This is a genomic window from Paenibacillus sp. P3E, from assembly GCF_001909045.1.
In the GTDB taxonomy this organism is placed as follows: Bacteria; Bacillota; Bacilli; order Paenibacillales; family Paenibacillaceae; genus Paenibacillus_AQ; species Paenibacillus_AQ helianthi.
The window spans coordinates 1-26,442 of record NZ_LVWH01000222.1 but is presented as its reverse complement, the minus strand read 5'-3'; the positions used below and the strand labels follow the sequence as shown (position 1 = coordinate 26,442).

Here is a 26,442-nt window from a genome sequence, read left to right as displayed (position 1 = left end):
ACATAAAAGGGAAAATTAATTTCATATGGAGTATTTGTCTAGTGAAAGCCCTCAATAGATAGAAAGACAAATAATGGCTTTGAGTTGGACAATGACGCCAGAAGAGGAGGTGCAAACAAAGATGGTGAAATTGAAAAACTTGATCTGCAGCTTTGAAAAAGAGTTCTAACAGAAGGAGGGGCGTTGTGACAATTACTTTATTGATCATGGCTATAAAAAAATTTCTGGAAAAGGAATTAGCTGATGACATGCTGCCTGTTCCACCAGTGCTGCTGGGATATTTGCCACAGAGTACTCTCAGCAACCCGGTGTATCCGGTAATTATGATCCGGCCGGCGGAAGGTGAAGGAGACATTAGCAAAGGTCAGATTCAAATCAAGCTGCTTTTTGGAACTCAATCCGATGATAGTTCAGGATTAATCGATCTAATTAATCTGATGGAGCGGGTACGCATATTGCTTTTGCGTCAGAGAGTCCTTGAACAGAAATATGCCATGGATGGCAGCTGGAAATGTAAACTGAACGATGAGCATCCTTCATCCGAATGGGGTGGAGAACTCACAACAACCTGGGCATTACCCCAAATTAGACAGGAGGTACAAATGTGAGCAGAACTAAAAACAAAGACAAACTTCAGAATGAGCAGGTGGAAGCTGACATGATACAAATGGTCACAAATGAAACTAAGGTTGTTCCTGAAGAACAGGCCCAGGAACAGGCCCTAATCTATCTGGGTCCAAACCTACCAGGTGGACAGCTGCTGCAATCCACAGTTTTCCGCGCCGGTATTCCATCTTATTTGCAGCCGCTGCTTACTGAAAAACCAGATGTGACTGAGTTGATTGTACCCGTAGCAGAAATGACGGCCGTGCAGGAACGAATTGTTCACACCGGAACAGCTGAATATGTAGTTTATCAACGGCTTTTAGGAAAGGGGATTTAATAAATGGCTTATAAACATGGTGTAACTATTATTGAACAATCCACTTCGGTTCTGGCACCGACAAAGGCAACAAGTGGTATTCCTTTTGCAGTTGGGACCTCCCCAGTTAATTTGGCTACTGCGGCTGTGCCAGTGAACACTCCAGTACTCGCATATACTTACGCGGAAGCGGTGGCTGCCCTTGGGTACAGTGATGATTGGTCACATTATACGCTGAGCGAATTAATTTACTCCCACTTTGCCTTATACGAAAAAGCTCCATTGATACTGGTAAATGTGCTTGACCCCGCCACACATAAGACGACGGTTGCACCTGCGGTGGTTGCTGTCAGTAACAGAGTGGCTGTCCTGCAGGCAGAAGGAGTACTGCTGTCAACGCTCCTTGTCAAATCTTTAGACGGAGCATCGACTTATGTACCAGGTACCGACTATATTGCTGCTTTTGATGATAGTGGCTATGTCATCATTACAACGAAGCCAAGCGGTGCTATCGCAGCAAATGTGAACCAGCTGTCCATTGGATATAACAAGTTAGATCCGGATGCAGTGGAAGCTGATGATGTAATCGGTGGTGTGACGCAGTCCGGTAAATATACCGGTTTTGAATTAGTCAATCAAGCCTATCCGCGTTTTGGTCTTCTTCCGGATTTGCTGCTGGCTCCGGGCTGGTCGCATTTACCTGTAGTCGCTGCGGTTATGAAGGCAAAAGCCGGAAACATCAATGGTAATTTCAAGGCAATGGCTCTGACGGATATTGATCCTGCGCAGCTCTATACGGCGGCTGGCTCATGGAAGTCGGACAAAAGCTATACCGGTCCTCTCCAGATTGCAGCTTACCCTATGCTGACCTTGGGGGATAAGCAATACCATTTCTCTACGCAGCTCGCAGGACTTATCGCCGCAACCGATGCCAATAACGGCGGAGTTCCTTTTGTATCGCCGTCTAACAAGACTTTGCAGGCAGATGGTACCACTCTTTCTGACGGGACAAGCCTGTTTTTGGGGATTGACCAGGCAAGCTTCCTTAACAGTTCAGGGATTGTAACAGCAGTTAATCTTGGAACGAGCGGCTGGAAGTCTTGGGGGAACAACACAGGGGCTTATCCCGGGGTAACGGACCCCAAAGACAGCTTCATTCCGGTTCGCCGCATGTTTAACTGGATCGGGAATAGTCTGATTATGACCTATATGCAAAAGGTTGATGATCCGATGAATAAGCGGCTTATTGCCGCGATTACGGATTCGGTAAACATTTGGCTTAATGGCCTGACTGCATCCGGTGCGCTGTTAGGAGCGCGGGTAGATTTCAATGAGTCTGAAAATCCGGCAACGGAATTGATGGCCGGCAAGATTACATTCCATCTGCACATCACACCGCCTGGACCGGCACAGGAGATTTCATTCCTGCTTGAATACGACACAACATACTTAGCTGCGCTGGTAGCGTAAGAGGAGGAGCAATATGACTAAAAGATCAGAAAGAGTTATTGATTATTCGGTGTACTTGAATGCTACGGATTACTTGGGTACCGCAACTGCCACTTTGCCGGAGATTACTTACTTGGTGGACACAGTTAAAGGGGGAGGAATCGCGGGTGAAATGGCCGCCCCTTCCCCAGGCCATACAGGAGCGATGAGTCTGGCGCTCAAGTGGCGTACGATTGAAAATGCGGCAGCTGCGCTTTTGGCACCAAAGGTTCATACGTTGGACCTTCGGGCTTCGATTCAGACATTTGACACGGCAACGAGTGAATACCGTGAGGTACCGTTCAAGGTTACGGTCCGTGCAAGACCACTGGGCTTAACGCTCGGGAATCTGGATACCGCTGCAGTGATGGATACCACCAATAACTTTTCAGTGAATTATTTGAAAGTGTCGTTGGATGGCGTTGAAGTGCTGGAAATCGATAAATACAACTATATTCATAAAGTAAATGGTGTAGACTATCTTGCTACCACCAAAACCAATCTGGGTCTATAAGGAGAGTTGAGCGATGGAAACAGAGAGTAGTATAGGGGAGGTTGTGGCGGAAGTATATACTTTCGCACGGCCGGTCACATTTGAAGGCAACACTATTGAGAGCCTGAGTATTGATTTCGATAAACTGACGGGTGAGGACATCCTTGTCTGTGACCGGCAGTATCAAGCTGAGGCAGCCCGGCAATCAAGCGGGGAACTGATCAAGGAAACCAATAAAGCCTATCAGGCTTATATTGTAGCTAAGGCTGCAGGCGTTCATGTTGGCTTGATAAGAGCACTTTCAGCTAAGGACTTTACAAAACTGACCTTGCGGGCGCAAAGTTTTTTGCTGCTGTAGGCTACGGAGACGGCGATGGGATCAAAGACATCGCCGTCTCCTTAGCCATGCGCACCCATACCCCTATTCCCTATTTCCTCGCCTTGCCTATTGAAGAACTGGGGGATTGGGTCGAGAGAGTGGTACGGATCCAAGGGAGGAGGTAGATTATGGCAGGAACAAGCGGCTTGAGCAACAGTATTTATGAGATTGTTTTCCGTTTGAATGCATTCGTGACTCCGGCTTTTCGCAGGTCGGTCGAGGAAGCTGAACACCAGGTTCAGGACTTAGATCAGGTGTTACGGGAGATGGTCAGGCGCGGTTATTTTGATACGCTTCGAAGAGATGCAGAACAGGCAGATGATACCATTGATGACTTGAGTGAGAATGCCGGCGGGTTTGGCGACACCTTGAAAGAGGCGGTTGGGAAACTGGATTTCTCGCAGCTCCAAAAAGCGGTTGGGCCACTAAAAGCAGTAATGGCTATTGTGAACGAATCATCAGACGCCATGGCACAGCTTCAGGCTGCCACCGGAATGACGACGGAACAGATGGAAGGCATGAATGAGATATCCAAGGACCTGTACAGCCAGAATTATGGTAAAAGCTTTGAGGATATTGGCGAATCCATGGGTGTAGTTAAGCAAGTTCTGCAGCAAACAGGAAATGAACTGGAGAAGACAACACAGACAGCAATGACCTACCGTGATGTCTTTAAGGGAGATCTTCCGGACTCGATCAAAGCGGTCGATTCGATGATGCGAAAATTCGGCATTTCATCTGAACAATCTTATAACCTAATGGCCCAAGGTGCCCAGAAAGGATTGAACAAATCCGGTGAGCTCTTAGACACGGCCAGCAAATATAGTGTGTACTTTGACAATATGGGTTATTCCGCCAACGAGATGTTTGATTTGTTCAGTGTAGGTATGGAGAATGGGGCAACATCACTCGAGGGTGTCGCCGATACTGTAAAGGAATTCGGAACGACAATAAAAAACGGTTCGCAGTCTACAAAAGATACGATTTATGAGCTGTTTGCGCCTGAGCAGCTGAAGAAATTCAGTGCAGCACTTGTTAGTGGTGGAACGAAATCAAAAGAATTTGCTCAACTGGTGAAAGCCGCCGGGAAAGCAAGTACCGCTGCACTTGTTGGAGATCTGAAGGCGGGCGGGGATTCCGCAAACAAAGCCATGCTGCAGCTGCAAAAGACCTTGGGCACCGGTGATAAAATCTTCAAAGGGTTGGCAGATGGATCTATGACCGGTAAGCAAGCCATGGAGCAGGTTATTCTCAAATTAAAAGGAATAAAGGACCCTATTCATCAAGCGCAGCTTGCCGGTTCATTATTCGGCTCACAATTTGAAGATATGGGCAGCGAAGCAGTGCTGGCGCTTGGCCAAACCCGAAGTGAATTCGATATGACCAAGAAGACGATGGAAGAAGTCGCAGCAGTAAAATACAATACCCTTTCCCAGCAGTTTGCGGCAGTTGGCCGGGAGCTCATGACAGAGCTTGTAATCCCCCTAGGTGAAAGCCTGATGCCTATGCTTCAGGAAGTGGCCCACTGGATGTCAAACAATAAAGAGCTGATGATGGTAATCGGTCTTGCCGCTCCTGCTGCCGTGCTGGCGACAAAAACAGTGAAAATCGTAAAAGCTTTTAGCAATATAGGCGCGGCCGCCGAGGGAGCAGGCAGTGCAGCCGGAGGGTTCGCCGGTGCGCTCGGCCTCCTGACCAGCCCAGTGGGTATTACCGCAGCGGCTGTTGGGGTTCTTACCTTAGGGATTATCGCTTATAAAAATCATCAAGAGGAAGCTCGTCAAGAATTAATTCATATGGGAGAGCGGCTGGATGAAGTTGGCGCAAAATACCAGGAGGCCAAAGACAAGGCAAAGCTAACCAATGACTTGATTTGGCAATACGATGATCTGAGCAAAAAGATAGCAACCGCTTCTACCAAATCTGGGGACATGGCAGTGAATTCAGAGAAATTAGCTGGACAACAAGAGCGAATAAAGGATGTAACACAGAAGCTTCAGGATATGTATCCTGAATTTCTTGACAATCACACTGTGGAGAATGGGAAGTTATCAGAGAAGCTCAGTTTAGCTAAACAAATTGCAGATGCCGAAGAGAGATCATACCGGCTAAAACAAGAGCAAACAATAGCTGAAGGGAACAGAGATTTGCCTGATACCGTGAAGCTGATCAAGAACTATAGATCAGAGGAAAAAGGTCTAGCGGATCAAAAAGATGCTATCGATAATACAGTTTCGAGATTTATAGAACTGCAATCTCAAGTAAGTTCAATACTTCAACAGCCAACTTCCATCGATCGGAATACTCAGCTTGAATTTTTGCTTAAAAAAGTGAATGATATTGCTTCTGATATTGGCTTAAGTGTGTTAAGCATGAATGATCTAATGCATGGTGGCATGCAAGACGCGAGGACAGAGCTTTATGCTAAACAAGCAAAGGTTGCGAAAAAAAATAATACCGTAGATGAAAACCTTAATAGTACAACCGCAAGTTATGAAACTCTATATTATGCGGAAAAAGAGGTTCTTGATAGGGGATTGGGCGGCAAGTTGGAGGATATGGTAAAAAAATTCAGTTCATTAAGTGAAACGCAAAAAAATAAAACTTTAGAAACCGTTTCTGCTGTCCATGAATTGAACAAACAATTTAATCTTATGCCGCAATCGAAACAGGTTAATATCGAATTGCTATACTCCCAAATGGGAAAGTATTTTCCGAATGCACCTGAAAAAGTAGCGGATATAACAAATTCCTTGCTTCCAAAGCAATTTCAAGTGAATCAGAAACCAAAGCAATTTCAAATGAATCAATACGCAGAATATGCTGGTGGTGGTATTGCTAATGTTCCATCCATATTTGGCGAAGCGGGTCCCGAAATTGCTATTCCTTTGAATCGCAAGCCGCGTTCCCGCTCTCTATTAGAAAAGGCAAATGATTTGATGGGCTACAGCGACGGTTTCAGCGGTAAAGGAGATATTCATGTAACCTGGGCACCGAATATATCACTGCAGGGCGGTGATAAATCTGTGGTCGAACAATTGCGTGAAGCCTTGAAGCAGTCGGAGAATAGCTTTGAACGCCGCTTTAAAGCCATGGTCCAACAACAAAGGCGGGTGAGCTTTCAATGATCTATAGAACGGTGCAAGGTGATACTTGGGACGGAATAGCTTTCAAGATATATGGAGACGTTCAATTCATGACATTGCTCTTAAATGCAAACCCTACACAAGCTGCCGTCAGTATTTTTTCTGGAAATATCGTTCTTAATGTGCCAGATTTACCTTCTGAATTAACCAACTCACTGCCTCCTTGGCGAAGGGAGTGAGGGTAATTTGGAATGGATGCAAGACGCACGCAGGGCGGTGCTGGAGCTTAAGTATAATGGAAAGGACATCACGATGGATATTGCAAAGTCTCTGACCGACTTCCAATATAATGATGCTGTATCCGGCACTCTAGATGATCTTACTGTTTCGCTTGAGGATAGAGAACGTAATTGGCAAGGCCCTTGGGCACCGGTTGAAGGTGATCAGATTAATGCTTCAATTCGAACCATCAATTGGGGAAAACCAGGGGAAATCAAAAAGTTGCCACTTGGAACATTTGAGGTAGACAGTATTGATTTTAATGGTCCCCCTGACACTATATCCATTAAGGCGGTCTCACTTCCTATCAGTTCAGAAATTCGGATGCAGCGCAGTTCACGCAGTTGGGAAAAAACCAATTTAAAAACGGTAGCCGCTCAAGTTGCTAAGCGTGCTAACCTGAAATTAATATATGAGGCTCAGGACAATCCTTCTTATGAACGTCTGGAGCAAACGGAGATGTCGGACTTGGCTTTTTTGCTGAACACGGCTACTCAAGAAGGCATAGCAATCAAAGTATCTGGAGGAAGCCTGATTCTCTTTGATGAAATGGTATATGAACAAAAAGAAGCAATCGCAACGATTGTACGGGGAGAGGATAATGTGACGGGGTATAGCTTCGCGCTAAATACTGCATATGCAGCTTTCCGGGCATGTACGGTTACCTATACTCCTCCTACGAGCAAAGAACCTCTCAAAGCAACTTACACACCTAACGGCGCACCAAAGAATGGACCTATACTTAAGATCAACGAGCAAGTCGATACTAAGGCCGATGCATTGCGATTAGCCCGTAAAAGGCTGCGGGAGCGAAATAAAGAAGGGGGGAAAGGGACCCTTTCCCTGATGGGAGATATTCGAATGGCTACGGGACTAACTATAAATATCAAGGGTTGGCAGCGGTTTGACGGGAAATATATTATTGAATCCGCAAAGCACTCGATTGGAAGTAGCGGTTATACAACTAATTTGGAAATTCGCAAAGTATTGGGGTGGTAAAGATGATCCGGATTGGACGGGTATCAACATCGGATGCGGCGGCGGGAAGTGTGAGGGTTACTTTTGCAGATCGTGACGATATGGTTTCAGGAGAGCTGCCGGTCATTACGCCGGGTGGTTGGGGGCGTGGCAATGCCATCCCGCTGCCTGGCGAGAGAGTATTGTGTGTTTTTTTGGATAACGGGCGTTCGGCCGGATTTTGTCTGGGGACTTATTTTGTAGAAGATGACCAGCCTTCCGGTACAAAAGATCAGCGCGGGGTGTGGTTTGAAGACGGCAGCTATGTCTATTATGACCGGACAGCGAAAAGACTGAATATCAAAGGGACCGGCGGGGTGAAGATCGAAGGTGATTTGACTGTAACAGGCATAGTATCGGCCGACATATTCAACAACAAAGGGCGGGGGGGAAGCGGATGAACATCATTGGCATGATAATGGAAGGTGTGGATCAGCTAAACCATCTCCAAAGCAAGCCGGATAATAATATTGACTATAGGATGAACAAGATCGGTAGTCTGGGGCCTGTCATTTTTGTTGTCGCGGAAGGAGCGATACGAACCATAGATGAGTTTAAGCGCAGCAGCTCTAGCCGGTGGGCACAGCATGATATTATTGGAAAGAAGCCCAAAAAGGAATTCGTTGGTCCAGGAGCGGATTCGGTCTCGTTCTCAGTCCGTTTTTCCGCTGCCCTTGGTCTTAATCCCCGCAAGGAGCTCGATAAGCTCACGGAATTGGACCGTGCCGGTAAAGCTCTGCCCTTAATAATCGGGCGCAAATATGTGGGCGTAGGGCTTTGGGTCATTACTGGCTTGTCTCAGGATTGGAATACCTTGGACAGCATTGGCAATGTTTTGGACGCACAGGTCACGATCTCACTTGAGGAGTATGTGAAATGATGTATACCGTGGATATGACACAGCCCACTCTAGTCAACTTCAAACCGGCAACGGTGGAGCAAGAAGTTTCTCAGAATATTCGAACTATTCTCACTACTCCACGGGGCAGCGCACCATTGGCCAGGGAAATTGGCTTGGACTACACTATTATTGATGAGCCGATATCCATCGCAGAATCGCGTTTGATCGCAGAGATTATCACTGCTATTACAGAACAAGAGCCACGCGCCTTGGTAGCAGAGGTTTCTTTTAAGGATGATATAAAAGATACTCTGAACGGCCGCCTGGCAGTTGTGGTGAAATATACACTGACAGAGGAGGAATAGTAATTGGAATATGCAGAACTACCGGATATCCTCTTTTCTGAAGAGGACGCCGCTGCCATTCAGCAAGATGTGATCACTGTATATGAAGGCCTTGCTGGACGGACATTGCAGCCCGCCGATCCGGTGCGGCTTTTTTTGTCTTCGCTTGCAGCGATCATTATCCAGCAGAAGGTGCTTATCAACCAGACGGCTAAAGGGAATTTGCTGCGCTACGCTTCTGGGGCTGTCCTCGACCACATGGGGGCATTTCAAGGTTCGGAGCGGCTGAATGCATCAGCGGCAATTGTCACACTTCAGTTCGTTTTATCCATTCCGCTGGCCTCGGCTACCTCAATCCCTGCAGGAACACGTGTTGGAGCGCAAGGTGGTAACGGTTCGATATTTTTTTCAACTACTGAGTATGTGGAGATCCCGGCTGGTGAGACGGTCGGTCTAGCAACAGCAGTATGCTCCGATCCGGGAGCTATAGGGAATGGATTTTTACCTGGACAGATTAATGTTCTAATGGACCCGCTTCCTTTTGTCCAGTCTGTGAGCAATCTGACGACCAGTTCCGGTGGAGCCGCTGCAGAAACGGATGAAGCTTTTAAAGAACGTATTCGAAATGCGCCTGAATCTTATTCAACAGCTGGTCCACAGGGAGCATATGAGTTTTGGACCAAGTCAGCTTCGTCCGCAATCATTGATGTCCATGCTTACTCACCAGCAGAAGGACGCGTAACGGTCGTTCCTTTACTTGCAGGTGGTGAGATACCTAGTCAGGATGTGTTGGATTCCATTTCCAAGAAATTGGAGGATAGGGACATTCGGCCATTGACAGATCTGGTAGCAGTGAGCGCACCGCTGCCAGTAAGCTATAACACAACTGTGACTTATTACATCAGCCGCAGCCGGTCTGCGGAGGTTTCGAGTATCCAAGGGAAGATTTCCGCGGCAGTAACCGCATATCAATTATGGCAAAAGGCCAAGCTTGGGCGGCATATTAATCCATCTGAACTGATCAGCCGCATCATGGCTGCCGGGGCACAACGGGTAGTGCCATTAGCACCGGTATATACGGTCTTGACAGCAACCCAGGTTGCTCAGACAGGCACGACGACAATTACTTATGGAGGGTTGGTTGATGACTAATATTCAGACAATAAGCTTACTTGATTTGCTGCCACCATCCATTCGCCATGATCCTTCTATGTCTGCTGCAGCGGTCGCGCTGGATACACAGCTTCAAAAAACAACGGATATGATTAATACACTGAATCTATTCGGACGTTCGGAAGAATGGTCTGACGCAGAAACCGACGAGCTGGCGTGGCAATATAGTCCGCCTTATTACGATCCCGATTTACCACTGGAACAAAAGCGGATGCTGATTAAAAATGCGATCCCTTTTCATCGGCACAAAGGGACACCGGGAGCCGTCGAGGATCTGATTGATATCCTGTTTGGTGAGGGAGCAGTGGAAGAGTGGTGGCAGTACGGTGGCGACCCGTATCATTTCCGCGTGCTTACAAATAACCCGGATGTTACGACAACCCGGGCGGAAGAGTTTATTGCTGCAGTAGATGCAGTCAAACGGCTGTCAGCAGTGCTGGACAGCGTGACGATATCCCAAGTGGAAGAGCTGCCGCTGTATTACGGCGGTTTTTTGCACTTCGGAGACCACATAACGATTTAAGGAAGGTGATAACATGGCCGTATTTGGTGGCATGACCTTGACTAATAAAGGTCTAGTACTACAGGGTAAGGCACAAGCAGGCTTACAACTCAAGTATACGCGGATTGCTATAGGGGACGGCTCCCTGAACGGGCAGTCTATTCCGGCATTGAATGCGTTAATTTCTCAAAAAATGAATTTACCTATCACTCGGACACAGTTACAGCCCCCCAACAAGGCGGTTATTGGCACTGTTTTGAACAATGGCACTGTGACCAGCGGTTTTTTCTTCCGGGAAGTAGGGGTGTTTGCTCAGGACCCTGACCTTGGAGAGATTTTGTACGCCTATGCTAATGCCGGGGTGACTGCGGATTACATTGCTGCTGGCGGGGGAACTGATATCATCGAAAAAGCAATTGACTGTGTGGTGATCGTTGGCAAGGCTGCAAATATCAGCGCAGTAATTGATGAATCTTTGGTCTTTGCTCTGAAATCTGAGCTGGACGCTGTAGCAGCTGTGAAAGTGGACAAAGTTGCTGGTAAGGGGCTGTCTGCTAATGATTATACTACCGAAGAAAAAACGAAATTGGCGGAAATCACACCTGGAGCGGGGAACGTGGGATCTGCCTCGGATACGGTAATAGGTAACCGTACAGCCGACCCAGCTACTCCTACTGCCTATGGTCTAGCAGGTACACTTACTCAATGGTTATCTTGGATTGCCAAATATTTCAAAGCAATCACAGGCACCGCAAACCCTTTCGACACGCCTGCCATTACTTTAGCCGATACCAAAATACACGTTAACGACAACACCCGACATATTTCATCTGCGGAACGTACTACTTGGAATGCTAAAGAGACTACGTCCGGCGCGCAGGCAAAAGCAGATAGTGCCAGAGAGGCGGCAATAACTGCTGCTGCATTAGATGCCACGGCTAAGGCTAATGCAGCAGCCACGGCGGGAGCGTCTGCAGGAGCTGCTGCATCAATACCGTTGACGCAAAAGGGAGTGGCTGGTGGTGTAGCTGCTCTGGATGCAAGCAAAAACGTTACGGCTGATGGGATTGTACTTCCCGGATACTCCGAACGGCGTTATGTGTTTGGCATTGACAATGGTGAGGTTAACCGGAAGGTAGACTTCTCTGTACCCTTCTCTGAGCTAACGGGCTACATCGAGGTTGAGGTCACAGGGTCATGGGGGTACGGGATTGTCTGCGGAAAGGTTGTAAAACGCATAGACCTTGTGGCAAACACCTCCGGTGGCATAGACAACCAGTCATCACAGTACACAGAGGTAACGGGTTATGTTAGAAATCAAATTGTAATCTCCGACCTTAAAATAAACTCAGCAAACAGCACCTTTGTGATAACCATTGAGGCATTAAACTCCAATGGTAACAGTTTTTCAGTGATTATCCGTAGGCACTCAATTCTCACTACATTCCCGTTCTTTGTGATGGGGGCACCCTACAGTGGTGCTGCATCTACACTTCCAGTAGCTGTGCAGACTATCCCGGATGACACCCAAACCAAGTCGGGGTATCTCATTCAAAAGCATAAGCTGACTAGTAATGACGGTAAGGCTATAAATTTGCCGACCGGTTACGATCTGGATACTTTATATCAAACTGGGTTTTACGATGGTGTTGGCTTGGTACATGCACCTAACGGAAGTGATAACTGGTGGTACATCAATTGTTTCAACCATTCCGGCGATCCGGCGGGGTACGTTCATCAGGTAGCCACCGCGCTGGTAGGCACCGCATCCAGCCCTGTTACCTACGAACGGGTTAGGCAGGGGTACACATGGGGCAATTGGGTGCTGGGTGTAGGCAACGGGATATTCAAGATAAAGGGACTGGTACAGAGCAATTTTAACGACTACATCGAACCGGGTATGTATCAGGTGTATGGTGCAACCGGACTTCCGAACGCTCCGGGCCTGTCTGCACCATGGGCAGTAATGAACGTGTCTCAAGGTAGTAATGGGTACCTAACGCAAGAAGTCACCCAAACGACTGCACCATATACAAAGTTTTACAGAGGCCGCACAGAAACGGACTGGGGAACTTGGCAAAAGGTATTAACTGCCGCAGACACAGCAAGTGGCGCCGCGCCTAGTACAGTAGTAACCCGGAACGTAGCCGGAGATTCTGCCTTTAATAACGTGTACGCACAGCAACTTGTATCTCAAGTAACATCAGGAACTCCCCCATTTTCTGTAGCATCTCCCACAATGGTTCCCGGCTTAAATGTTGAGCTGGTTGGGGGATACCGGGGACAAGATTTAGCAACTCTTCTGCACTGGTTTACTCCTGTAAAAGTGAAGCAGTGGAGTAGAATTGTAACTTTCTACACGCAAGCAGGGGACATCACGGGAGCTGCCTTTATTGTTAATGTCGCAGGAACACGGGGGAGTACCGTCTATAATACCTCATTCATAGTTAATACCTCCCACAGTTTTACAGGAAGCATCGTGCAATTAGGCAGCAATAGTTACTCCCGCTTTAAACTACGCCTAGTTGTCAACACTACTGGTTCTGGGTTTTTAGAGTGGAACGACGATTTCACTACGGATGCTGCGGGAACTAACCAAGCGCTGAAGATCAGCTTAACCAGACTGAGAGATGACACCTCCATTGCGGCAGTGAACGAGTTTACACCGGGAGATGCTATCCCTTCGGGATATACCGATGCGTACTATGTTTTCTCAGAAACGGGAGGGACTATATCTGCGGAGAGAATTGTTTCCTCCAACACCTGGGGCGCTCCTTTTGAAGTGCATTCTGCTGTAGAGGTTGCAAATCTCAACACAGCCCTTCTCAACGGGAGACCTTCCAGCCTACTGCCTACAGCGAGCACACTCCCCGTCCGTAGTGATACTGGAAAGATTTCTGAAGTGGCCGCTAACCGAGTAGTAGTCAAAGAGTACCAGCTTACTACCACTAACTGGGAAACCGTCGCCACGGTGACAGCGCCCGGAGCTGTAACCATGTACACAATAAAGATTTACTTACGCTTGGCAGCGGTGCGGAAAGTCGGAATTGAGGTCAATTATTCGGACGGAAACGGATCTCATTCCCGTGTCATCTTGCCGTATGGGGACGATATGGCAAATGAGTACGATTTTATTCCCGTAACGCTGGTGGCTAACGCCTACAGCAATATAGCGGTGGTCGCCCGATCATCGGCCGTGAATAGCGTTTATGTTTCGGCAATAATTACGGAAGAAGGTTGATTATATGGCCCTTTATATACCGGGCACTGCGGACCCTTCTAATGTACTTTCGGGGAAGAATTTCAGTGCTAAGACCAATTATAATAAGCCCGGAACTATGCCGAACAGGTCTGCCGAGAATAACCATATGCCAGCATCACAGGTCACAGTATGGGCAGGTGATAGAGCGTTTCTTTGCCCGCCAGCAGGGTACTATGACGGCAGCTCCTGGGTAACCGCGCAAGCAACGGATCTACAGCCCGAAAACTTTAGGGCAGATAAGAACATATTAGGCGTACAGGGAGCCATGCCCGTAATTACTTCTACAGCAGACCCAGCACAGGGGGCCGCGCAGTGGCCTGACGGCGGGCTGGCTGTTTACCCTTCCCCAGGTTACCGCAAAGGTGGGACAGGTGCCGGGGAAATAAAGGTATCCGTGACGCAGCTGCAGGCTGCTGAAGGGGAGTTAGTCGCGGGAAATATCAGAAACGGGGTTAATGTTTTCGGAGTCACGGGTAACTTAACTCCACGTATGTATGCAGAAGGGTTTCAAACCACTGACGGGAATGGTGGTTTATGGGTAACTGGATTAACATTTAAGCCATCCATTGTCTATCTAGATTTGTTTGATGTGCCATCACAATCTACCTATGTATATTTTAGTTCTGATAATGCTCAGTGGACTTGGGTTCGTTATGCGGGAACCAATCCTTCCGGCAACATACAAGGGACTGGCACCGTGACGAGTCCTAACGCTTGGGGAAACGGTGGATTTAACATATCAACTGGCATAGCAGGACGATCAGCTTTTTGGAGAGCTTGGCGATAAATAAATTAATGGGAGGCCATATATTATGGAAATTGGAATGAAAGTCTATTTTGAAAAAGAAACTGGCAACGTGATCTTTAACACCGGGGAGCGGGCTGGCAGCGTTATCCCTACAACAAGAGAGCAGGATTTTTCTTTTTATAAAGCATTGGCAGAACGGGTTGCGGAGACAGTAGGTGTGATTGAATTGACTTATCGTCAATATGCCTATGAGTTTTCGGAAGCAATTGGCTACCGTGTCAACCCTGAGACTAAGGAGCTTGAATTTGCTTATCTGGACCCTAATGCTGACCCAGGAACTCCAGTTGAACCAGTTTATCAGAAGCCCATAACCGATCAATTCTCTGCATTGAAGGAGCGGACTGAAGCCAATGAAGCCGCAATTCTAGCGTTACTTGATTTTGGCTTGTAGTCAACCGCACATGAGGGGAGGTGAAATTGATGTATCCATTTTTGCTTAATATGTGGGTCATGGGTAAGGTCACAGAGACTAAGTTGCAGACATTCAGCCCGAAGTATCTGACAGCCGATGAGCTGGAAATGATTTTGGCCACACCACAAAAAGATTAGAGCTGGCGCCCATAGAGGCGTTTATTTTGCCCTCGGATCCCCGGGGGCTATTTATGTTGAGGGGGAACTACGACATGCCTGATCCGCAGTTGGAAACAGTGCAGAGGCTTACAAGGCTGGAGACAAAGATTGATAGCATAGAGGATAAATTGGACTCAATCCTCGATGCAAAGGAAACAGCAAACGAGGCGTTAAGTTCTACAAAGTCGGCCCACCTTAGAATTGACCGGCTGGATAAGCTGGTGAACTGGGTGGGAACGACAATTATCGGTGCTGTGCTGCTGGCGATTATTAGCCTGGTTATAAAATCGAAAGGGTGAATGTAATGGAATGGAATGCAATAGCTAACTTTATTAAACCTGAGTTGTTGGTAGTTGTGGCTGTATGTTGGGTAGTCGGTTATATCCTTAAACAAACGCCGCGAGTGCCGGACTGGACAATCATTTACGCTGTTACAGTAGTGGCTGTTATTATTGTGTCACTGACAATGGGCTTCACAGCCGAGAGCATCCTGCAGGGCATCCTATGCGGGGCTGTGGCTGTGTATGGTAACCAGTTGGTCAAGCAGACCAAAAAGAGCGGTGATGAGTAATGGCGCTCACATTGGAGCAAGTAAAAGCTAAATCCGCAAAACGCCTGGATGGGCTGCAGCCGGTTGTTAAGGCTGCGGCAACGGCGCTGATTGAGCGCTGTTATGCCCGGGTAGTAAATATAGTCATTACTCAGGGATTGCGCACAATTCCTGAGCAAAATGACCTGTTTGCTCAAGGTCGGACTCAGGATGAGTTGAACAAGGCCGGCCTGTCTCACGTAAAGGCCAAGCCATCCATGCAAAAAGTCACCAATGCCCGGGGCGGATACAGCAATCATAATTTCGGCTGGGCGATTGATTTCGCACTGCTGCTTCCGGACGAGCGTACCGTCTCATGGGATACGCTGCGTGATGGTGACAAAGACAGCTTGCCGGATTGGTCCGAAGTGGTTGAAGAGGCAAAGGCGCTTGGATTTGAGTGGGGCGGTGAGTGGCGGACCTTTACGGACCTGCCTCACCTGCAAATGGTGTTTGGCCTGACCACTACGCAGTTGCGGATTGGCAGGGTGCCAACAGCAGTACAGGTACAAGCAACGTATGCCGTTATTAATAAAGTTCAAGAGGAGGCGGACGAATTGTCCCAAGCAGAAAAACAGGAGTTGGCCGCGCTGCAGTCTGAGGTTAAGAATCTGACGGCAGTTGTTGAAGGACTGACCAAGAGCAAAGATGTGCTCAAGGATCAAGCCTTAGAGCAAGCCACAGAGATCAAGGAGTTAAAGACAGCGGTAATGGAGCTGACGGATACCACGCCGCCAGCATGGTCCTTAGAAGCTATTCAGGCGTTGCATGATACACCTTCAGTGCTCAATGGTCAGCCGGTAATTGACACGCCAGATAAGGCGACCAAGTCAGAGGCGCGGTTATTTACGGTGCTGCACCGGCTGGGGCTGACAGCCCGACTGAAAGGAAATAAGTAAAATTCCCAAACGTTTGGGAATATGAAAAAGCCCCGCCAGTTGTTGGCCGGCGTGGAAATCTCAAAACTCTATTTTTACGTCATAATTTTTGGGGTTATCCTGAGTTGTGTCTGAACTCCCGCCCTTGTGGGAAAGCCATTTTAGAATCCATTTTATATCTTGGGCCTTTCCATTCTTAAGAAAAAAATTAACATTCCCCTCTTTAGTCACACCTCCAAATATTTCCCAGTCCAAATCTTCACTTCCAGACATATCTGCATCAATTTGTTCGCCAGTAGAAGTTACTAACACGGCTTGATCCGGGTAAGTCGTGAATATTTTCTTTCGTAGTGTTCCTTTACACCTAAGCAGATCCTAAAGTGCCATCTGACAAAGGAACTTTATCCGAAACCACAATCTTTTTAATTGTTGTTTTTAATCCATCAAAATCATCAGCCCATGAGAATCCGCCAATCACAGTCCAATAGTCAGCAGTCTTAGTTTCTTGCGTTGATTACTTACCCGAGCCGCTGAAGGTTCGGCGTTTTTGGGTTTTTCATTTGATCAACCACCGATAAGCAGTACAGCGGCAATAGACGCAGCAGCCAAGAACTTAATTTTATTCATATTCCCTCCACTAATAATAGTTCTAAACACAGAACCAGTTTAGCAGAATTTTACTCATCTATAGTTTAACCTCCTTGGGGGTCAGGGGCTTTAATTTTGCCTTTTAATGATGCTTTCTTCCAAAATGGATAAAACCATTGACTTCGGTCCCGAATGCCTTATACTATTCCATATAAGATTAGTTGGAATTAGCGGGTATTGAGGTTTTAGTGTTTAATGAGATACCAGGATGGAGGAGCATATTAATGAACTTAATGGAGAAAGAAGATTTAATCAGAGTGAAGGCTGAGGAGCTGGAGAATTCAGCACCTGAGGATATCATCCGCTGGGCCGTAGAAACCTTTCCTAATATAACTTTCGCCTGCAGCTTTGGTGCTGAAGATGTTGTACTAGTTGATATGATTCGGAAAGTTAGTCCTTCAACAGACGTTTTTTATCTGGATACAGATTATCATTTCAAGGAAACGTATGAGACAAGAGATGTGATGGCTGAAAAATACGGAATGGAGTTTGTTCGCGTATCCCCACAAATTACACCGGAGGAACAGGCGGTTCAGTACGGTGAGGCACTATGGAATACCGATTCCAACCAATGCTGCGCGATCCGTAAAGTAGAACCGCTTACCCGGATTCTTTCACAGTATGATGCCTGGATTACAGGAATTCGCCGTGATCAGGCACCAACTCGCGCCAATTCCAAAAAAGTCGAATACGATAATAAGTTCGGTCTTGTTAAATTTAATCCGATTGCTAACTGGACCACAGAGGATGTATGGAACTATATCCGTGAGAATGATGTTGTGTATAACCCTTTACATGACCGTAATTTTCCGAGCATCGGCTGCGAGCAATGCACACGGGCGGTGATGCCAGGTGAAGATCCACGTGCGGGAAGATGGTCCGGATCGGACAAGACTGAATGCGGATTGCATAAATAAGAACGGAATTCGAATTGCACAGAAGGAGAGAGAGCATAGATGACTTCAATACTTCCTCATGGAGGGACACTGATCCAGCGTGTAGCTGAAGGGACACAGAGAGAAGAACTGCTTCAGCAGGCTTCTGGTCACAAATCGATTACCTTAAACACTTGGACTTTGTCAGATCTGGATCTGATCGGGGTAGGTGCATTTTCTCCGCTCATAGGCTTTCTGAATGAAGAAGATTACCACTCTGTAGTCAAAAGCATGCGTCTTGCAAATGGCACGGTATGGAGTATACCTGTTACTTTGTCTGTGGAAGATAAAGTGGTTTCAGGTCTTGCGGTAGGTGACAGGGTCTCACTGATTGGTGAGGACGACGGAGTTATTTATGGATTACTTGATATTGAAAGTATTTATAGTGTAGATCAGCAGCTTGAAGCGCAGAATGTGTTCAAAACAACGGATCCTGCACACCCAGGTGTGAGCAAGTTGCTGGCTAGGCCAACAACTTATGTTGGTGGACCCATTACCGTTCTAAATCGTCCGCAGCCGGAGAAGTTCGGAGAATTTTACTTTGATCCGGCCGAGACACGTCAAATTTTTGCGGACAAGGGTTGGAGAACTGTTGTAGGCTTTCAGACGCGCAACCCGGTGCACCGTGCACATGAGTACATTCAGAAGTGTGCAATGGAGGTTGTGGATGCGCTGTTCCTTAATCCTCTGGTAGGAGAAACGAAGTCTGATGATGTTCCAGCCAATGTACGCATGAAAAGCTATCTTGCACTGCTGGATAACTATTATCCGGAAGACCGCACTTTTTTGGGTGTATTCCCTGCTGCAATGCGTTACGCCGGACCGCGGGAAGCGATTTTTCATGCGATGGTTCGTAAAAATTACGGTTGCACCCATTTTATAGTCGGCCGGGATCATGCGGGTGTAGGTGATTATTACGGCACTTATGAAGCCCAAGAAATTTTTTCGAATTTCACAGCAGACGAGTTAGGAATTACCCCATTGTTCTTTGAACACAGTTTCTTCTGTGTGAAATGCGGTAACATGGCTTCAAGTAAGACCTGCCCACATCCAAGCGATCAGCATTTGACATTGTCAGGCACGAAAGTGCGCGCGTTGCTAAGAGATGGGAAATGCCCGCCTCCGGAATTTACGCGTCCAGAGGTAGCAGAAATTCTTATTGAGGGAATGTCCGCAGAAGTCACTGCCCAATCCTAATAGCCAGTACTATTTGGCCCTCTTGTCCCATATAGATGAGTAGAATCTATCGGGACGAGGGGGTCTTTGTTATGTCTGGCCGGAAGCAAGGGAAAGTCTCGGTCTGGATCACATGGAGCAGCATCAAAAAAAGCATGGTAGGTGCTGTTTTGCTGGTAATAATGATCGGCATTATTGCTTATGATATGCCAACTGCCAAGACGCTGAATTACTGGAGCCTGCCATTGTCAGGAAAAGTAATTGCTATTGATGCAGGGCATGGAGGCCCTGATGGGGGGGCAGTCAGCCGGGATGGCTTGATTGAAAAGGATATCAATCTTTCAGTCTCTTTATACCTGCGGGATTATTTACAGCAGGCAGGAGCGATAGTGATCATGACCCGGGAAGGCGATTATGACTTAGCCCAGCAAGATACCAAAGGCTACTCTAAGCGCAAGACAGAAGACCTGAAGCAACGGGTAAGAAGTATAGAGGAGAAGGGGGCAGATTTGTTTATAAGTGTGCATATGAATAGTGTGCCTTCAGGACGCTGGAGCGGAGCGCAGACCTTCTATTACCCGAACAACGAAGGGAATAAAGCTTTGGCGGGCTTTGTACAGGATGAGCTCAGAACCACACTTGAGAACACGGACCGGGTTGCGAAGACTGTGAATACCGTGTATTTGCTGAAAGCATTAAAAATGCCTGCAGCACTTGTAGAGGTAGGCTTCCTCTCCCATCCTCAGGAGTCGGCTTTACTTGGGGATGACGTCTACCAGCGAAAGGTTGCTACCAGCATCTACCGGGGGATTCTGAGATACGTTTCTGAGCGGTCTTGAGTAGTTACTACGCTTTTGCGGAAGGGTAATGGTATAATAAATCAAAAATACCGGTACCTTACCCGTCCGGAGAGGAAATAGAGGTGCTTTCCATGCTGACCAGGGAACAAATTCAGGAATTATTGCAGCCGCTTACTGACCCGGAATCCGGGAAAAGCCTTATCGAATTGCAGCTGATTCGCGATATCATGGTCAAAGAGGACCGAATCTCACTATCGCTCGTATGTCTCGATACCGATGAGAAAAGCCGTATGGAGCTTGAACAAAGTGTTCGCCTCTTGCTGGATGAGGGAGGAGCGGGCAATGTTCATATCCGGTTGCGTGATGCCACAGATTATGAGCGTGCTATTCTTCGCGGAGAGAGCTCGGAGGACCATACCGTGCAAGAACAAGGCGAACCGTTAAAAGGACACGCAGCGGGTCTTGAGGGGCATGAGCTGATCAATGAGAACTCAGGTGTGAAGTTCATCGCGATTGCCAGCGGCAAGGGTGGAGTAGGCAAATCGACAGTCACCGTTAATTTGGCAGTGGCATTGGCCAGAAAAGGCAAAAAGGTCGGACTGATTGACGCTGACATCTATGGTTTCAGCATTCCCGATATGATGGGGATTGAAGAAGGCCCGATTGTAGAAGAAGGAACTATTATTCCTGTCGAACGTTTCGGAGTAAAAGTCATGTCTATGGGCTTTTTTATCCGTGAGAATAGCCCTGTCATTTGGAGGGGACCAATGCTTGGCAAAATGCTTCGCCAGTTCTTCAGCGATGTCGGCTGGGGTGAGCTTGATTATATGCTGCTTGATTTGCCGCCTGGAACGGGTGACGTAGCACTTGATGTCCATCAGATGCTGCCGCACAGTAAGGAGATCATTGTTACTACCCCTCATGCAACCGCGGCATTTGTAGCGGCGAGAGCGGGCTCTATGGCGCTGCAGACCGATCATGAGGTTCTTGGGGTCATTGAGAACATGGCTTATTATGAGTGTTCTTCCTGCGGAAAGAAGGATTACATCTTTGGCCGGGGAGGCGGAGCGAGATTGGCTGAAACCCTTCATACGGAGCTGCTTGCCCAGATTCCTCTGGGCGCACCGGATAATCATATATCCGAACCGGATTTCTCGCCGTCTGTGTACAAGGCGGAGACAGCAACCGCACAGCTGTTCGCTGAGATGGCTGACAAGTTGATTTCCAAATACGAATAGTGTGTGTAAATAACCAAAAGAGGCCGGTTCCGTGTAATAGGAAGGCCTCTTTTTTTGAATCAGGATCCTGAATCATCACTGCCTTTGTTTCCACTGCTTCCCTTCTCTTTACCTGAATCCTTCTTTTCAACCTTAGGCTGCAATTCGTCTTGAACTACAGTCTTAAGGAGATCGAGTACCTCCATTCGGAATAATGGATTTTGCATGGCTTCCTGCATGATGGTCATGGATTGTTTGCGGTAATCAGAGGTTTTGGTAAGATCAAGGAACATCTTCATCATTTCAGGTGATTTCATGATTTCAGCAACGGACTTCTGGTATGTTGGATCTTTAATCAACTGAAGGTGGAGCTCTTTGTTTTGTGAATTAATTGCTTTTGCGAAATCTCCTGCGAACTGTGGATCTGTCATGATTTTTTCAATTTCCTTCTGATACTCCGGTGCAGTGATGGTATCCTTTACCGCAACTCTGATTTGCTCGTTGGTTTGCATTGGCATCATCTTCATACTCAGGCCGCTGGAGCTGCTTCCCTCAGAGCCGGAGCTTGGAGCAGACAATGCCTCCTGCACTGCTTTCTTTCCCTCTTCGCTTTTCAATATATCTACAACCATTGTCTTCATTTCCTTGTAACTGACCTGTCCGGAAGAGGAACTGCTCTGTTCGCTGCCACAAGCCGTTAGGGTGATAACCATGCTGAGCAACAAGCTCCCAGTCCACAAAGTCCTCCACTTCATTGGCGCTGCCCTCCTTTATGGGATTCCTGCATGTAGTATGCCGCAGAGGTAAGCTTTTATGTTGCGCTTGGAATGGTTTTTTGACGGTAAGCTTGGTAAAATAAATCTGACGTGTGGGAGGTGAAAAGGCTGAGTATAAGGAAATGGTTTTATTTATTCTGGACCACGCTTCTGATCGGGGCGGGAGGGGCCGTCATTGCCGGACTTTTACTGCAAGTTGTTAACGGTGGAATTGATTTCAAAAGCACAGCCGATTCATTAATCTATCCGCTGATCCTTCTAGGCTACGGCATGCTTGTGAGCGTTTACGCTCAACTAGGTTTTTTTGCGTATCTGATTCTGAATTATATGGGAATCGGGGTGTTCCCGCGAAAGGCATGGCAATATATCCAGATTATACTGTCTCTGCTTGCCCTGCTCGAACTGATTTTTTTGCGTACTTTTGTAGGCGGAGGCAGAAATGTAGTCTCTGATTTGCTTTTGGGCATCGGCATTCTGCTTACTGCGATTATCGTGGCCTATTTCAAAGTACGGAGCACGAACAGATCAGCCTGGATTCCGACATTTTTCTTTTTGACAGCCATTACCATAGTGGAGATCATTGGAGTACTCCGCATAGGAGTAGACAGTGCCACTGTTTTTATTGTGGTCCCGCTCATTGCCTGTAATGCATTCCAAATCTTGATGCTCCACCGGATCCTTAAGCCAAAACAATGATAAAATATGCAGTAAACAACCCCGCTCCTCGGTTATGAGAAGTCGGGGTTTTGTAAAAAAAGGATACCAGCCTGAATAGCATGGCGTAGCTGTTTCTACTTGATAAGATTAAAAACAGAAGCAGCAGGTTAATCTTTAAGAACAGCGTACATAACTAAAAATCGATTGAAACGACTAGGAGGGTATATATGAACATCAAGCGCTATATGATAAAAGACAAAAATGAATCTGTCCTGAAAAAACTCGATCCCGAAGAGAGCGGGGACTTTAAATCAAAGGAAGAGGCAGAGGCCGAAATGGCAAAGCTCAAGGAGCGTCTTGCCGAACTGCAGGATATTCTTTTCGCCCAGAAAAAGCACTCACTACTGGTCATTCTTCAAGGAATGGACTCCAGCGGGAAAGATGGAACGGTCAAGCATATTTTCTCCGGCATTAATCCACAAGGATTTATGGTCACCAGCTTCAAAAAACCTTCCTTGGAGGAGGAAGCCCACGATTTCCTGTGGAGAGTGCACATGAAGACACCTCCCAAGGGTTACATCGCCGCATTCAACCGTTCTCATTATGAGGATGTTCTGGTACCCCGGGTGCACGACAATCTCAAAAAAGAAGAAATGAAACGTCGGTTCCGCTACATTCGTGAGTTTGAGGCCATGCTGGCGGAAGAGGGAACAACGATAATTAAGCTTTTTTTGCACATCTCCAAGGATAAGCAGCTAGAAAAGATCCAGGAACGGCTGCAGGACCCGACCAAACACTGGAAGTTTGATGCAAGTGATCTTCAGGAGCGGGAGTATTGGGACGATTATCAGGAAGCATATGAAGATGTCTTTAAGGAGACCAGTACCGATAATGCACCGTGGTATTGGATTCCTGCCAATCACCGTTGGTACCGCAATTATTTGGCTTTAGCCATTGTTGTCAAGACCCTGGAGAGTCTGGATCTGAGCTATCCAAAGCTGGATACTCCCACACCTGATATTTCAGAACTCATTTCTCCGCGGCACTAGGATATTCACCTTGGGCAACAGAAGGACAGCGAAAAACAAACTTAGATCTTACATGCCGGCAGCATCTTCCAAACCTTCATTGAGCATAGCGGAATCACGGACTTCCTTGCCCTCAGCACTGCTTTGGCTGATTAGTTCGGATACAGTTACAAATTCATAGCCTTGACTGCGGAGGTTATCAATAATCTGCGGAAGGGCTTCATGGGTCTGCTTGCAGGAATCACTCGCATGTAAAAGCACAATATCACCGGGATGTGCCTTGCTGGTCACACGTTTCACGATATTATCCACACCGATGTTTTTCCAATCCAGCGAGTCTGTATCCCACTGTATCACCTTGTACCCCAGATCGCTTGCAACCTGAAGTACCCTTTTGTCAAAATCACCATTCGGCATCCGGATCAAATTAGGCTCTTTGCCGGTCAATTCAGTCAGTACAGTGTGGGCAGTTGTAATCTGGGTCTTGATTTCTTCATTACTCAAGGTGCTGTAATTGACGTGCTTGTGGCCATGGCTGCCGATTTCGTAACCAGCGTCTTTAATGCTTGTAACAATTTCCGGATGTGTTTTGCTCCAGGGAGATGAGAGGAAGAAGGTCGCTTTATCTACCTTTTTATCTTCAAGCACCTTCAGAATCGGTCCAGGCCGTTTCTCTCCCCAGCTGATGTCAAACGTTAAGGCGATGAGCTTCTTCTCTGTCGGTACGCTGTAAATGGCGGAAGGGGCTGTTTCCGAAAAAACGGTAATATTGCCTCTCTCGACATAAACGACACCGGCAGCAAGAAGCGCAGCGGCAAAGATATAGATGAACCGTTTTATCTTTTTGCCGCTGAATACATAAAATGAATTCATATTGTTAGCGCTCCTCTCCCATGCGAAATGCTTGTTTGTTCTAAATGTATGCTCGTACAGGGCGCTTATGACCTTATATATGTCCAACATACGTTCAGGAGGTAATTATGCTGTCTTTCCCCGCTTTCGCCAGAGATGTATCCGCAATTCGCAAAGCAGTATTACTCGCTCTTTTATTATTTGTGGCGGGAGGGATTATTGGCTGGATTGGCACTGGCAGTCTGCAAAGGCTTCTATCCGATCAGTTGGAGGGTTTGAGTAAAATCAGCGGCAGCCTTAAAGAGTCCTCACATCCGAAATGGAGCTTTTTTCAATTTATATTTCTGAACAACAGCATCAAAGGAGTGCTCATTATCTTCTTAGGCGCTATATTCGGAATATTGCCTGCAGTGTTTTTATTGATTAATGGTGGAGTGATCGGTTATCTGATTCATTTGTCAGCCATGCAGGGACTAGATATGTTTGACCTTATCGTTAAAGGACTGCTGCCGCATGGGATTATTGAAATCCCGGCGATCATTATCGCCTGCGCGTTTGGTTTGCAGTTTGGCTGGAATGTAATCTCCGATTTGTTCAGTTCAGCTGCCACGAGAGAACAGAGGAGCGGTGCGTGGCCGGCCTTTATGCGCCAAACTCTAAGAGCCTCCATATGGATTGTTATTCTGCTGTTTATTGCCGCAATCATTGAAAGCACAATTACTTTTTCGTTGTTATCATAAAAATTCAGAGAATTGAGCATAACATTAAAGCCTTTCATTCCGGGGACAGAAAGGTAAAGCAATATGCTCGAGCTTGGAAGATGGCCATGCAGTATATTTTAATAATTATGGTTATTGCTCCGGTTAATCTAGTGTAAGTGGATATCTAACGCAGCTTTCCCCAACTCATGGACTATCTTCTTTAGCACAAGTAGCAGCATTTAAGAATTTGTCGAATTTAATTTGATGAAGGAGGCCAAGCATATGTTGGGAATGTTGTTCAATGAAAAAGAGTGCAAGGAGCTGGATTATGTTCTTCGTAAAGAGCTTGATGAAATGCTCCTTGATTTAAGTGATCAACGCTTGGACCAAAATATCAGACATGCCATAGCCAATCGATATAAAACTGTATTCCGGATGTATGCGCGTTTTGCCCCGCAGAAGGAGCTATCCAAGTATGCATGGGGAGGACGTTATTCCCAGTCTAAACATTAGAAAAGTGATTTTAATTAAATAGGTTGACTAAAAGGGAGCCGCTGTGATACATTATATCTCGCGCTCCTTTTCAATGTGTTGAAGAGTAGCCGTCGGCAAGAAAAGATGGAAAAAACATTTTTTCAAAAAAACACTTGCCAAATACTTAAGAGCTGTGATATATTATAAAGGTCGCCGCTGAGACGCGGTGAGGAAGTAAAAACGAGACATTGATCTTTGAAAACTGAACAACGAGTGAGTGGGATTTCACGCAAGTGAGATCCAAAAATAGAGAATATTTTATTCTCGTCAGATGTTTCAAAATGAGCAATCGCTCTTTCTAAATACCAATTTGGAGAGTTTGATCCTGGCTCAGGACGAACGCTGGCGGCGTGCCTAATACATGCAAGTCGAGCGGAGCTTATCCTTCGGGGTAAGCTTAGCGGCGGACGGGTGAGTAACACGTAGGCAACCTACCCTCTAGACTGGGATAACTACCGGAAACGGTAGCTAATACCGGATAATTCCT

31 protein-coding genes and 1 rRNA gene are annotated in these 26,442 nt (G+C 46.8%); 29 read left to right on the top strand and 3 right to left on the bottom strand.

Going from position 1 to position 26,442, the window contains the following annotated elements:
• Positions 1 to 185 precede the first annotated feature (185 nt).
• The 20 genes from A3842_RS28870 to A3842_RS28780 all read left to right on the top strand — a co-directional run bounded on the left by A3842_RS28870 (position 186) and on the right by A3842_RS28780 (position 16,652).
• Positions 186 to 608 (top strand): hypothetical protein, encoded by a 423-nt coding sequence (locus A3842_RS28870; protein ID WP_074103601.1) that lies wholly within the window; start codon positions 186 to 188, stop codon positions 606 to 608.
• A complete protein-coding gene (locus tag A3842_RS28865) occupies positions 605 to 943 on the top strand; it encodes a hypothetical protein (RefSeq protein WP_074103600.1) in 339 nt (112 codons plus the stop codon). The genes A3842_RS28870 and A3842_RS28865 overlap by 4 nt, the downstream gene beginning before the upstream one ends.
• A 3-nt stretch (positions 944 to 946) precedes the next feature.
• Positions 947 to 2,392 carry a phage tail sheath family protein gene (locus tag A3842_RS28860; protein WP_074103599.1) on the top strand — a complete coding sequence of 482 codons (1,446 nt, stop codon included), beginning with the start codon at positions 947 to 949 and terminating at the stop codon, positions 2,390 to 2,392.
• A 13-nt stretch (positions 2,393 to 2,405) separates the two neighbouring features.
• Entirely contained in the window at positions 2,406 to 2,924 is a 519-nt protein-coding gene (locus tag A3842_RS28855; RefSeq protein ID WP_074103598.1) for a phage major tail tube protein, read from the top strand.
• Between the two features lie 13 nt (positions 2,925 to 2,937).
• Positions 2,938 to 3,261, top strand: a complete 324-nt coding sequence (locus A3842_RS28850; protein ID WP_074103597.1) for a phage tail assembly protein — start codon at positions 2,938 to 2,940, stop codon at positions 3,259 to 3,261.
• A gap of 149 nt (positions 3,262 to 3,410) precedes the next feature.
• Complete coding sequence (locus A3842_RS28845; RefSeq protein WP_074103596.1) at positions 3,411 to 6,410, top strand: phage tail tape measure protein; 3,000 nt, start codon at positions 3,411 to 3,413, stop codon at positions 6,408 to 6,410.
• On the top strand, positions 6,407 to 6,607 hold the full coding sequence (locus A3842_RS28840; protein ID WP_074103595.1) for a tail protein X: 201 nt from the start codon (positions 6,407 to 6,409) through the stop codon (positions 6,605 to 6,607). Before A3842_RS28845 ends, A3842_RS28840 begins: the two co-directional genes overlap by 4 nt.
• A gap of 16 nt (positions 6,608 to 6,623) precedes the next feature.
• Positions 6,624 to 7,646, top strand: coding sequence for a phage late control D family protein (locus A3842_RS28835; RefSeq protein WP_074103603.1), 1,023 nt, complete (start codon positions 6,624 to 6,626; stop codon positions 7,644 to 7,646).
• 2 nt (positions 7,647 to 7,648) lie between these two features.
• On the top strand, positions 7,649 to 8,065 hold the full coding sequence (locus A3842_RS28830; protein WP_256701916.1) for a phage baseplate assembly protein V: 417 nt from the start codon (positions 7,649 to 7,651) through the stop codon (positions 8,063 to 8,065).
• The gene (locus tag A3842_RS28825) at positions 8,062 to 8,544 is read left to right on the top strand and encodes a phage tail protein (protein WP_256701915.1); all 483 of its coding nucleotides are present in this window, start codon (positions 8,062 to 8,064) and stop codon (positions 8,542 to 8,544) included. Before A3842_RS28830 ends, A3842_RS28825 begins: the two co-directional genes overlap by 4 nt.
• Entirely contained in the window at positions 8,541 to 8,870 is a 330-nt protein-coding gene (locus A3842_RS28820) for a GPW/gp25 family protein (protein ID WP_074103593.1), read from the top strand. Before A3842_RS28825 ends, A3842_RS28820 begins: the two co-directional genes overlap by 4 nt.
• Positions 8,871 to 8,873: 3 nt before the next feature.
• A complete protein-coding gene (locus A3842_RS28815) occupies positions 8,874 to 10,001 on the top strand; it encodes a baseplate assembly protein (protein WP_074103592.1) in 1,128 nt (375 codons plus the stop codon).
• Positions 9,994 to 10,545 (top strand): phage tail protein I, encoded by a 552-nt coding sequence (locus A3842_RS28810; RefSeq protein ID WP_074103591.1) that lies wholly within the window; start codon positions 9,994 to 9,996, stop codon positions 10,543 to 10,545. Before A3842_RS28815 ends, A3842_RS28810 begins: the two co-directional genes overlap by 8 nt.
• 13 nt (positions 10,546 to 10,558) lie before the next feature.
• On the top strand, positions 10,559 to 13,765 hold the full coding sequence (locus A3842_RS28805) for a phage tail-collar fiber domain-containing protein (protein WP_074103590.1): 3,207 nt from the start codon (positions 10,559 to 10,561) through the stop codon (positions 13,763 to 13,765).
• A gap of 415 nt (positions 13,766 to 14,180) precedes the next feature.
• Positions 14,181 to 14,573 carry a hypothetical protein gene (locus A3842_RS32245; RefSeq protein WP_143186397.1) on the top strand — a complete coding sequence of 131 codons (393 nt, stop codon included), beginning with the start codon at positions 14,181 to 14,183 and terminating at the stop codon, positions 14,571 to 14,573.
• Positions 14,574 to 14,598: 25 nt separating this feature from the next.
• Positions 14,599 to 14,985 (top strand): hypothetical protein, encoded by a 387-nt coding sequence (locus tag A3842_RS28795; RefSeq protein WP_074103588.1) that lies wholly within the window; start codon positions 14,599 to 14,601, stop codon positions 14,983 to 14,985.
• Between the two features lie 29 nt (positions 14,986 to 15,014).
• Positions 15,015 to 15,143, top strand: a complete 129-nt coding sequence (locus A3842_RS33520) for a hypothetical protein (protein ID WP_256701914.1) — start codon at positions 15,015 to 15,017, stop codon at positions 15,141 to 15,143.
• Positions 15,144 to 15,217: 74 nt separating this feature from the next.
• Positions 15,218 to 15,463, top strand: coding sequence for a hemolysin XhlA family protein (locus A3842_RS28790; protein WP_074103587.1), 246 nt, complete (start codon positions 15,218 to 15,220; stop codon positions 15,461 to 15,463).
• A 5-nt stretch (positions 15,464 to 15,468) separates the two neighbouring features.
• Positions 15,469 to 15,735 (top strand): phage holin family protein, encoded by a 267-nt coding sequence (locus tag A3842_RS28785; protein WP_074103586.1) that lies wholly within the window; start codon positions 15,469 to 15,471, stop codon positions 15,733 to 15,735.
• An 11-nt stretch (positions 15,736 to 15,746) separates the two neighbouring features.
• Positions 15,747 to 16,652 carry a M15 family metallopeptidase gene (locus A3842_RS28780; protein ID WP_256701913.1) on the top strand — a complete coding sequence of 302 codons (906 nt, stop codon included), beginning with the start codon at positions 15,747 to 15,749 and terminating at the stop codon, positions 16,650 to 16,652.
• 60 nt (positions 16,653 to 16,712) lie between these two features.
• Here the strand turns inward: A3842_RS28780 and A3842_RS32240 are convergent, their stop codons facing one another.
• A complete protein-coding gene (locus A3842_RS32240; protein ID WP_143186396.1) occupies positions 16,713 to 16,943 on the bottom strand; it encodes a hypothetical protein in 231 nt (76 codons plus the stop codon).
• Positions 16,944 to 17,503: 560 nt separating this feature from the next.
• On the opposite strand from A3842_RS32240, the gene A3842_RS28775 reads away from it, so the two are divergent.
• The 4 genes from A3842_RS28775 (at position 17,504) to A3842_RS28760 (ending at position 21,428) form a co-directional block, all read left to right on the top strand.
• Positions 17,504 to 18,196: a phosphoadenylyl-sulfate reductase gene (locus A3842_RS28775; RefSeq protein ID WP_074103584.1), complete on the top strand. Its 693-nt coding sequence runs from the start codon at positions 17,504 to 17,506 to the stop codon at positions 18,194 to 18,196.
• Positions 18,197 to 18,235: 39 nt separating this feature from the next.
• Positions 18,236 to 19,411 (top strand): sulfate adenylyltransferase, encoded by a 1,176-nt coding sequence (gene sat / locus A3842_RS28770; RefSeq protein ID WP_074103583.1) that lies wholly within the window; start codon positions 18,236 to 18,238, stop codon positions 19,409 to 19,411.
• Positions 19,412 to 19,482: 71 nt separating this feature from the next.
• Entirely contained in the window at positions 19,483 to 20,229 is a 747-nt protein-coding gene (cwlD, locus tag A3842_RS28765) for an N-acetylmuramoyl-L-alanine amidase CwlD (protein WP_074103582.1), read from the top strand.
• Positions 20,230 to 20,321: 92 nt separating this feature from the next.
• A complete protein-coding gene (locus tag A3842_RS28760; RefSeq protein ID WP_074086541.1) occupies positions 20,322 to 21,428 on the top strand; it encodes an Mrp/NBP35 family ATP-binding protein in 1,107 nt (368 codons plus the stop codon).
• Positions 21,429 to 21,487: 59 nt separating this feature from the next.
• On the opposite strand, the gene gerD is transcribed toward A3842_RS28760, so the two are convergent.
• The gene (gene gerD, locus A3842_RS28755) at positions 21,488 to 22,162 is read right to left on the bottom strand and encodes a spore germination lipoprotein GerD (RefSeq protein WP_074086542.1); all 675 of its coding nucleotides are present in this window, start codon (positions 22,160 to 22,162) and stop codon (positions 21,488 to 21,490) included.
• 111 nt (positions 22,163 to 22,273) lie between these two features.
• Between gerD and A3842_RS28750 the strand changes: the two genes are divergently transcribed.
• Entirely contained in the window at positions 22,274 to 22,879 is a 606-nt protein-coding gene (locus tag A3842_RS28750) for a KinB-signaling pathway activation protein (RefSeq protein WP_305953404.1), read from the top strand.
• Positions 22,880 to 23,067: 188 nt separating this feature from the next.
• On the top strand, positions 23,068 to 23,889 hold the full coding sequence (locus A3842_RS28745) for a PPK2 family polyphosphate kinase (RefSeq protein WP_074086543.1): 822 nt from the start codon (positions 23,068 to 23,070) through the stop codon (positions 23,887 to 23,889).
• 48 nt (positions 23,890 to 23,937) lie between these two features.
• On the opposite strand, the gene pdaB is transcribed toward A3842_RS28745, so the two are convergent.
• Positions 23,938 to 24,741: a polysaccharide deacetylase family sporulation protein PdaB gene (pdaB, locus tag A3842_RS28740; RefSeq protein ID WP_074103581.1), complete on the bottom strand. Its 804-nt coding sequence runs from the start codon at positions 24,739 to 24,741 to the stop codon at positions 23,938 to 23,940.
• A gap of 110 nt (positions 24,742 to 24,851) precedes the next feature.
• Here pdaB and A3842_RS28735 point away from each other — a divergent pair, with 110 nt between their 5' ends.
• The 3 genes from A3842_RS28735 to A3842_RS28725 all read left to right on the top strand — a co-directional run.
• Entirely contained in the window at positions 24,852 to 25,460 is a 609-nt protein-coding gene (locus A3842_RS28735; protein ID WP_371916028.1) for a stage II sporulation protein M, read from the top strand.
• A gap of 243 nt (positions 25,461 to 25,703) precedes the next feature.
• Positions 25,704 to 25,934, top strand: a complete 231-nt coding sequence (locus A3842_RS28730) for a hypothetical protein (protein WP_025706563.1) — start codon at positions 25,704 to 25,706, stop codon at positions 25,932 to 25,934.
• Between the two features lie 328 nt (positions 25,935 to 26,262).
• Positions 26,263 to 26,442, top strand: a 16S ribosomal RNA gene (locus A3842_RS28725); the annotation flags it as partial.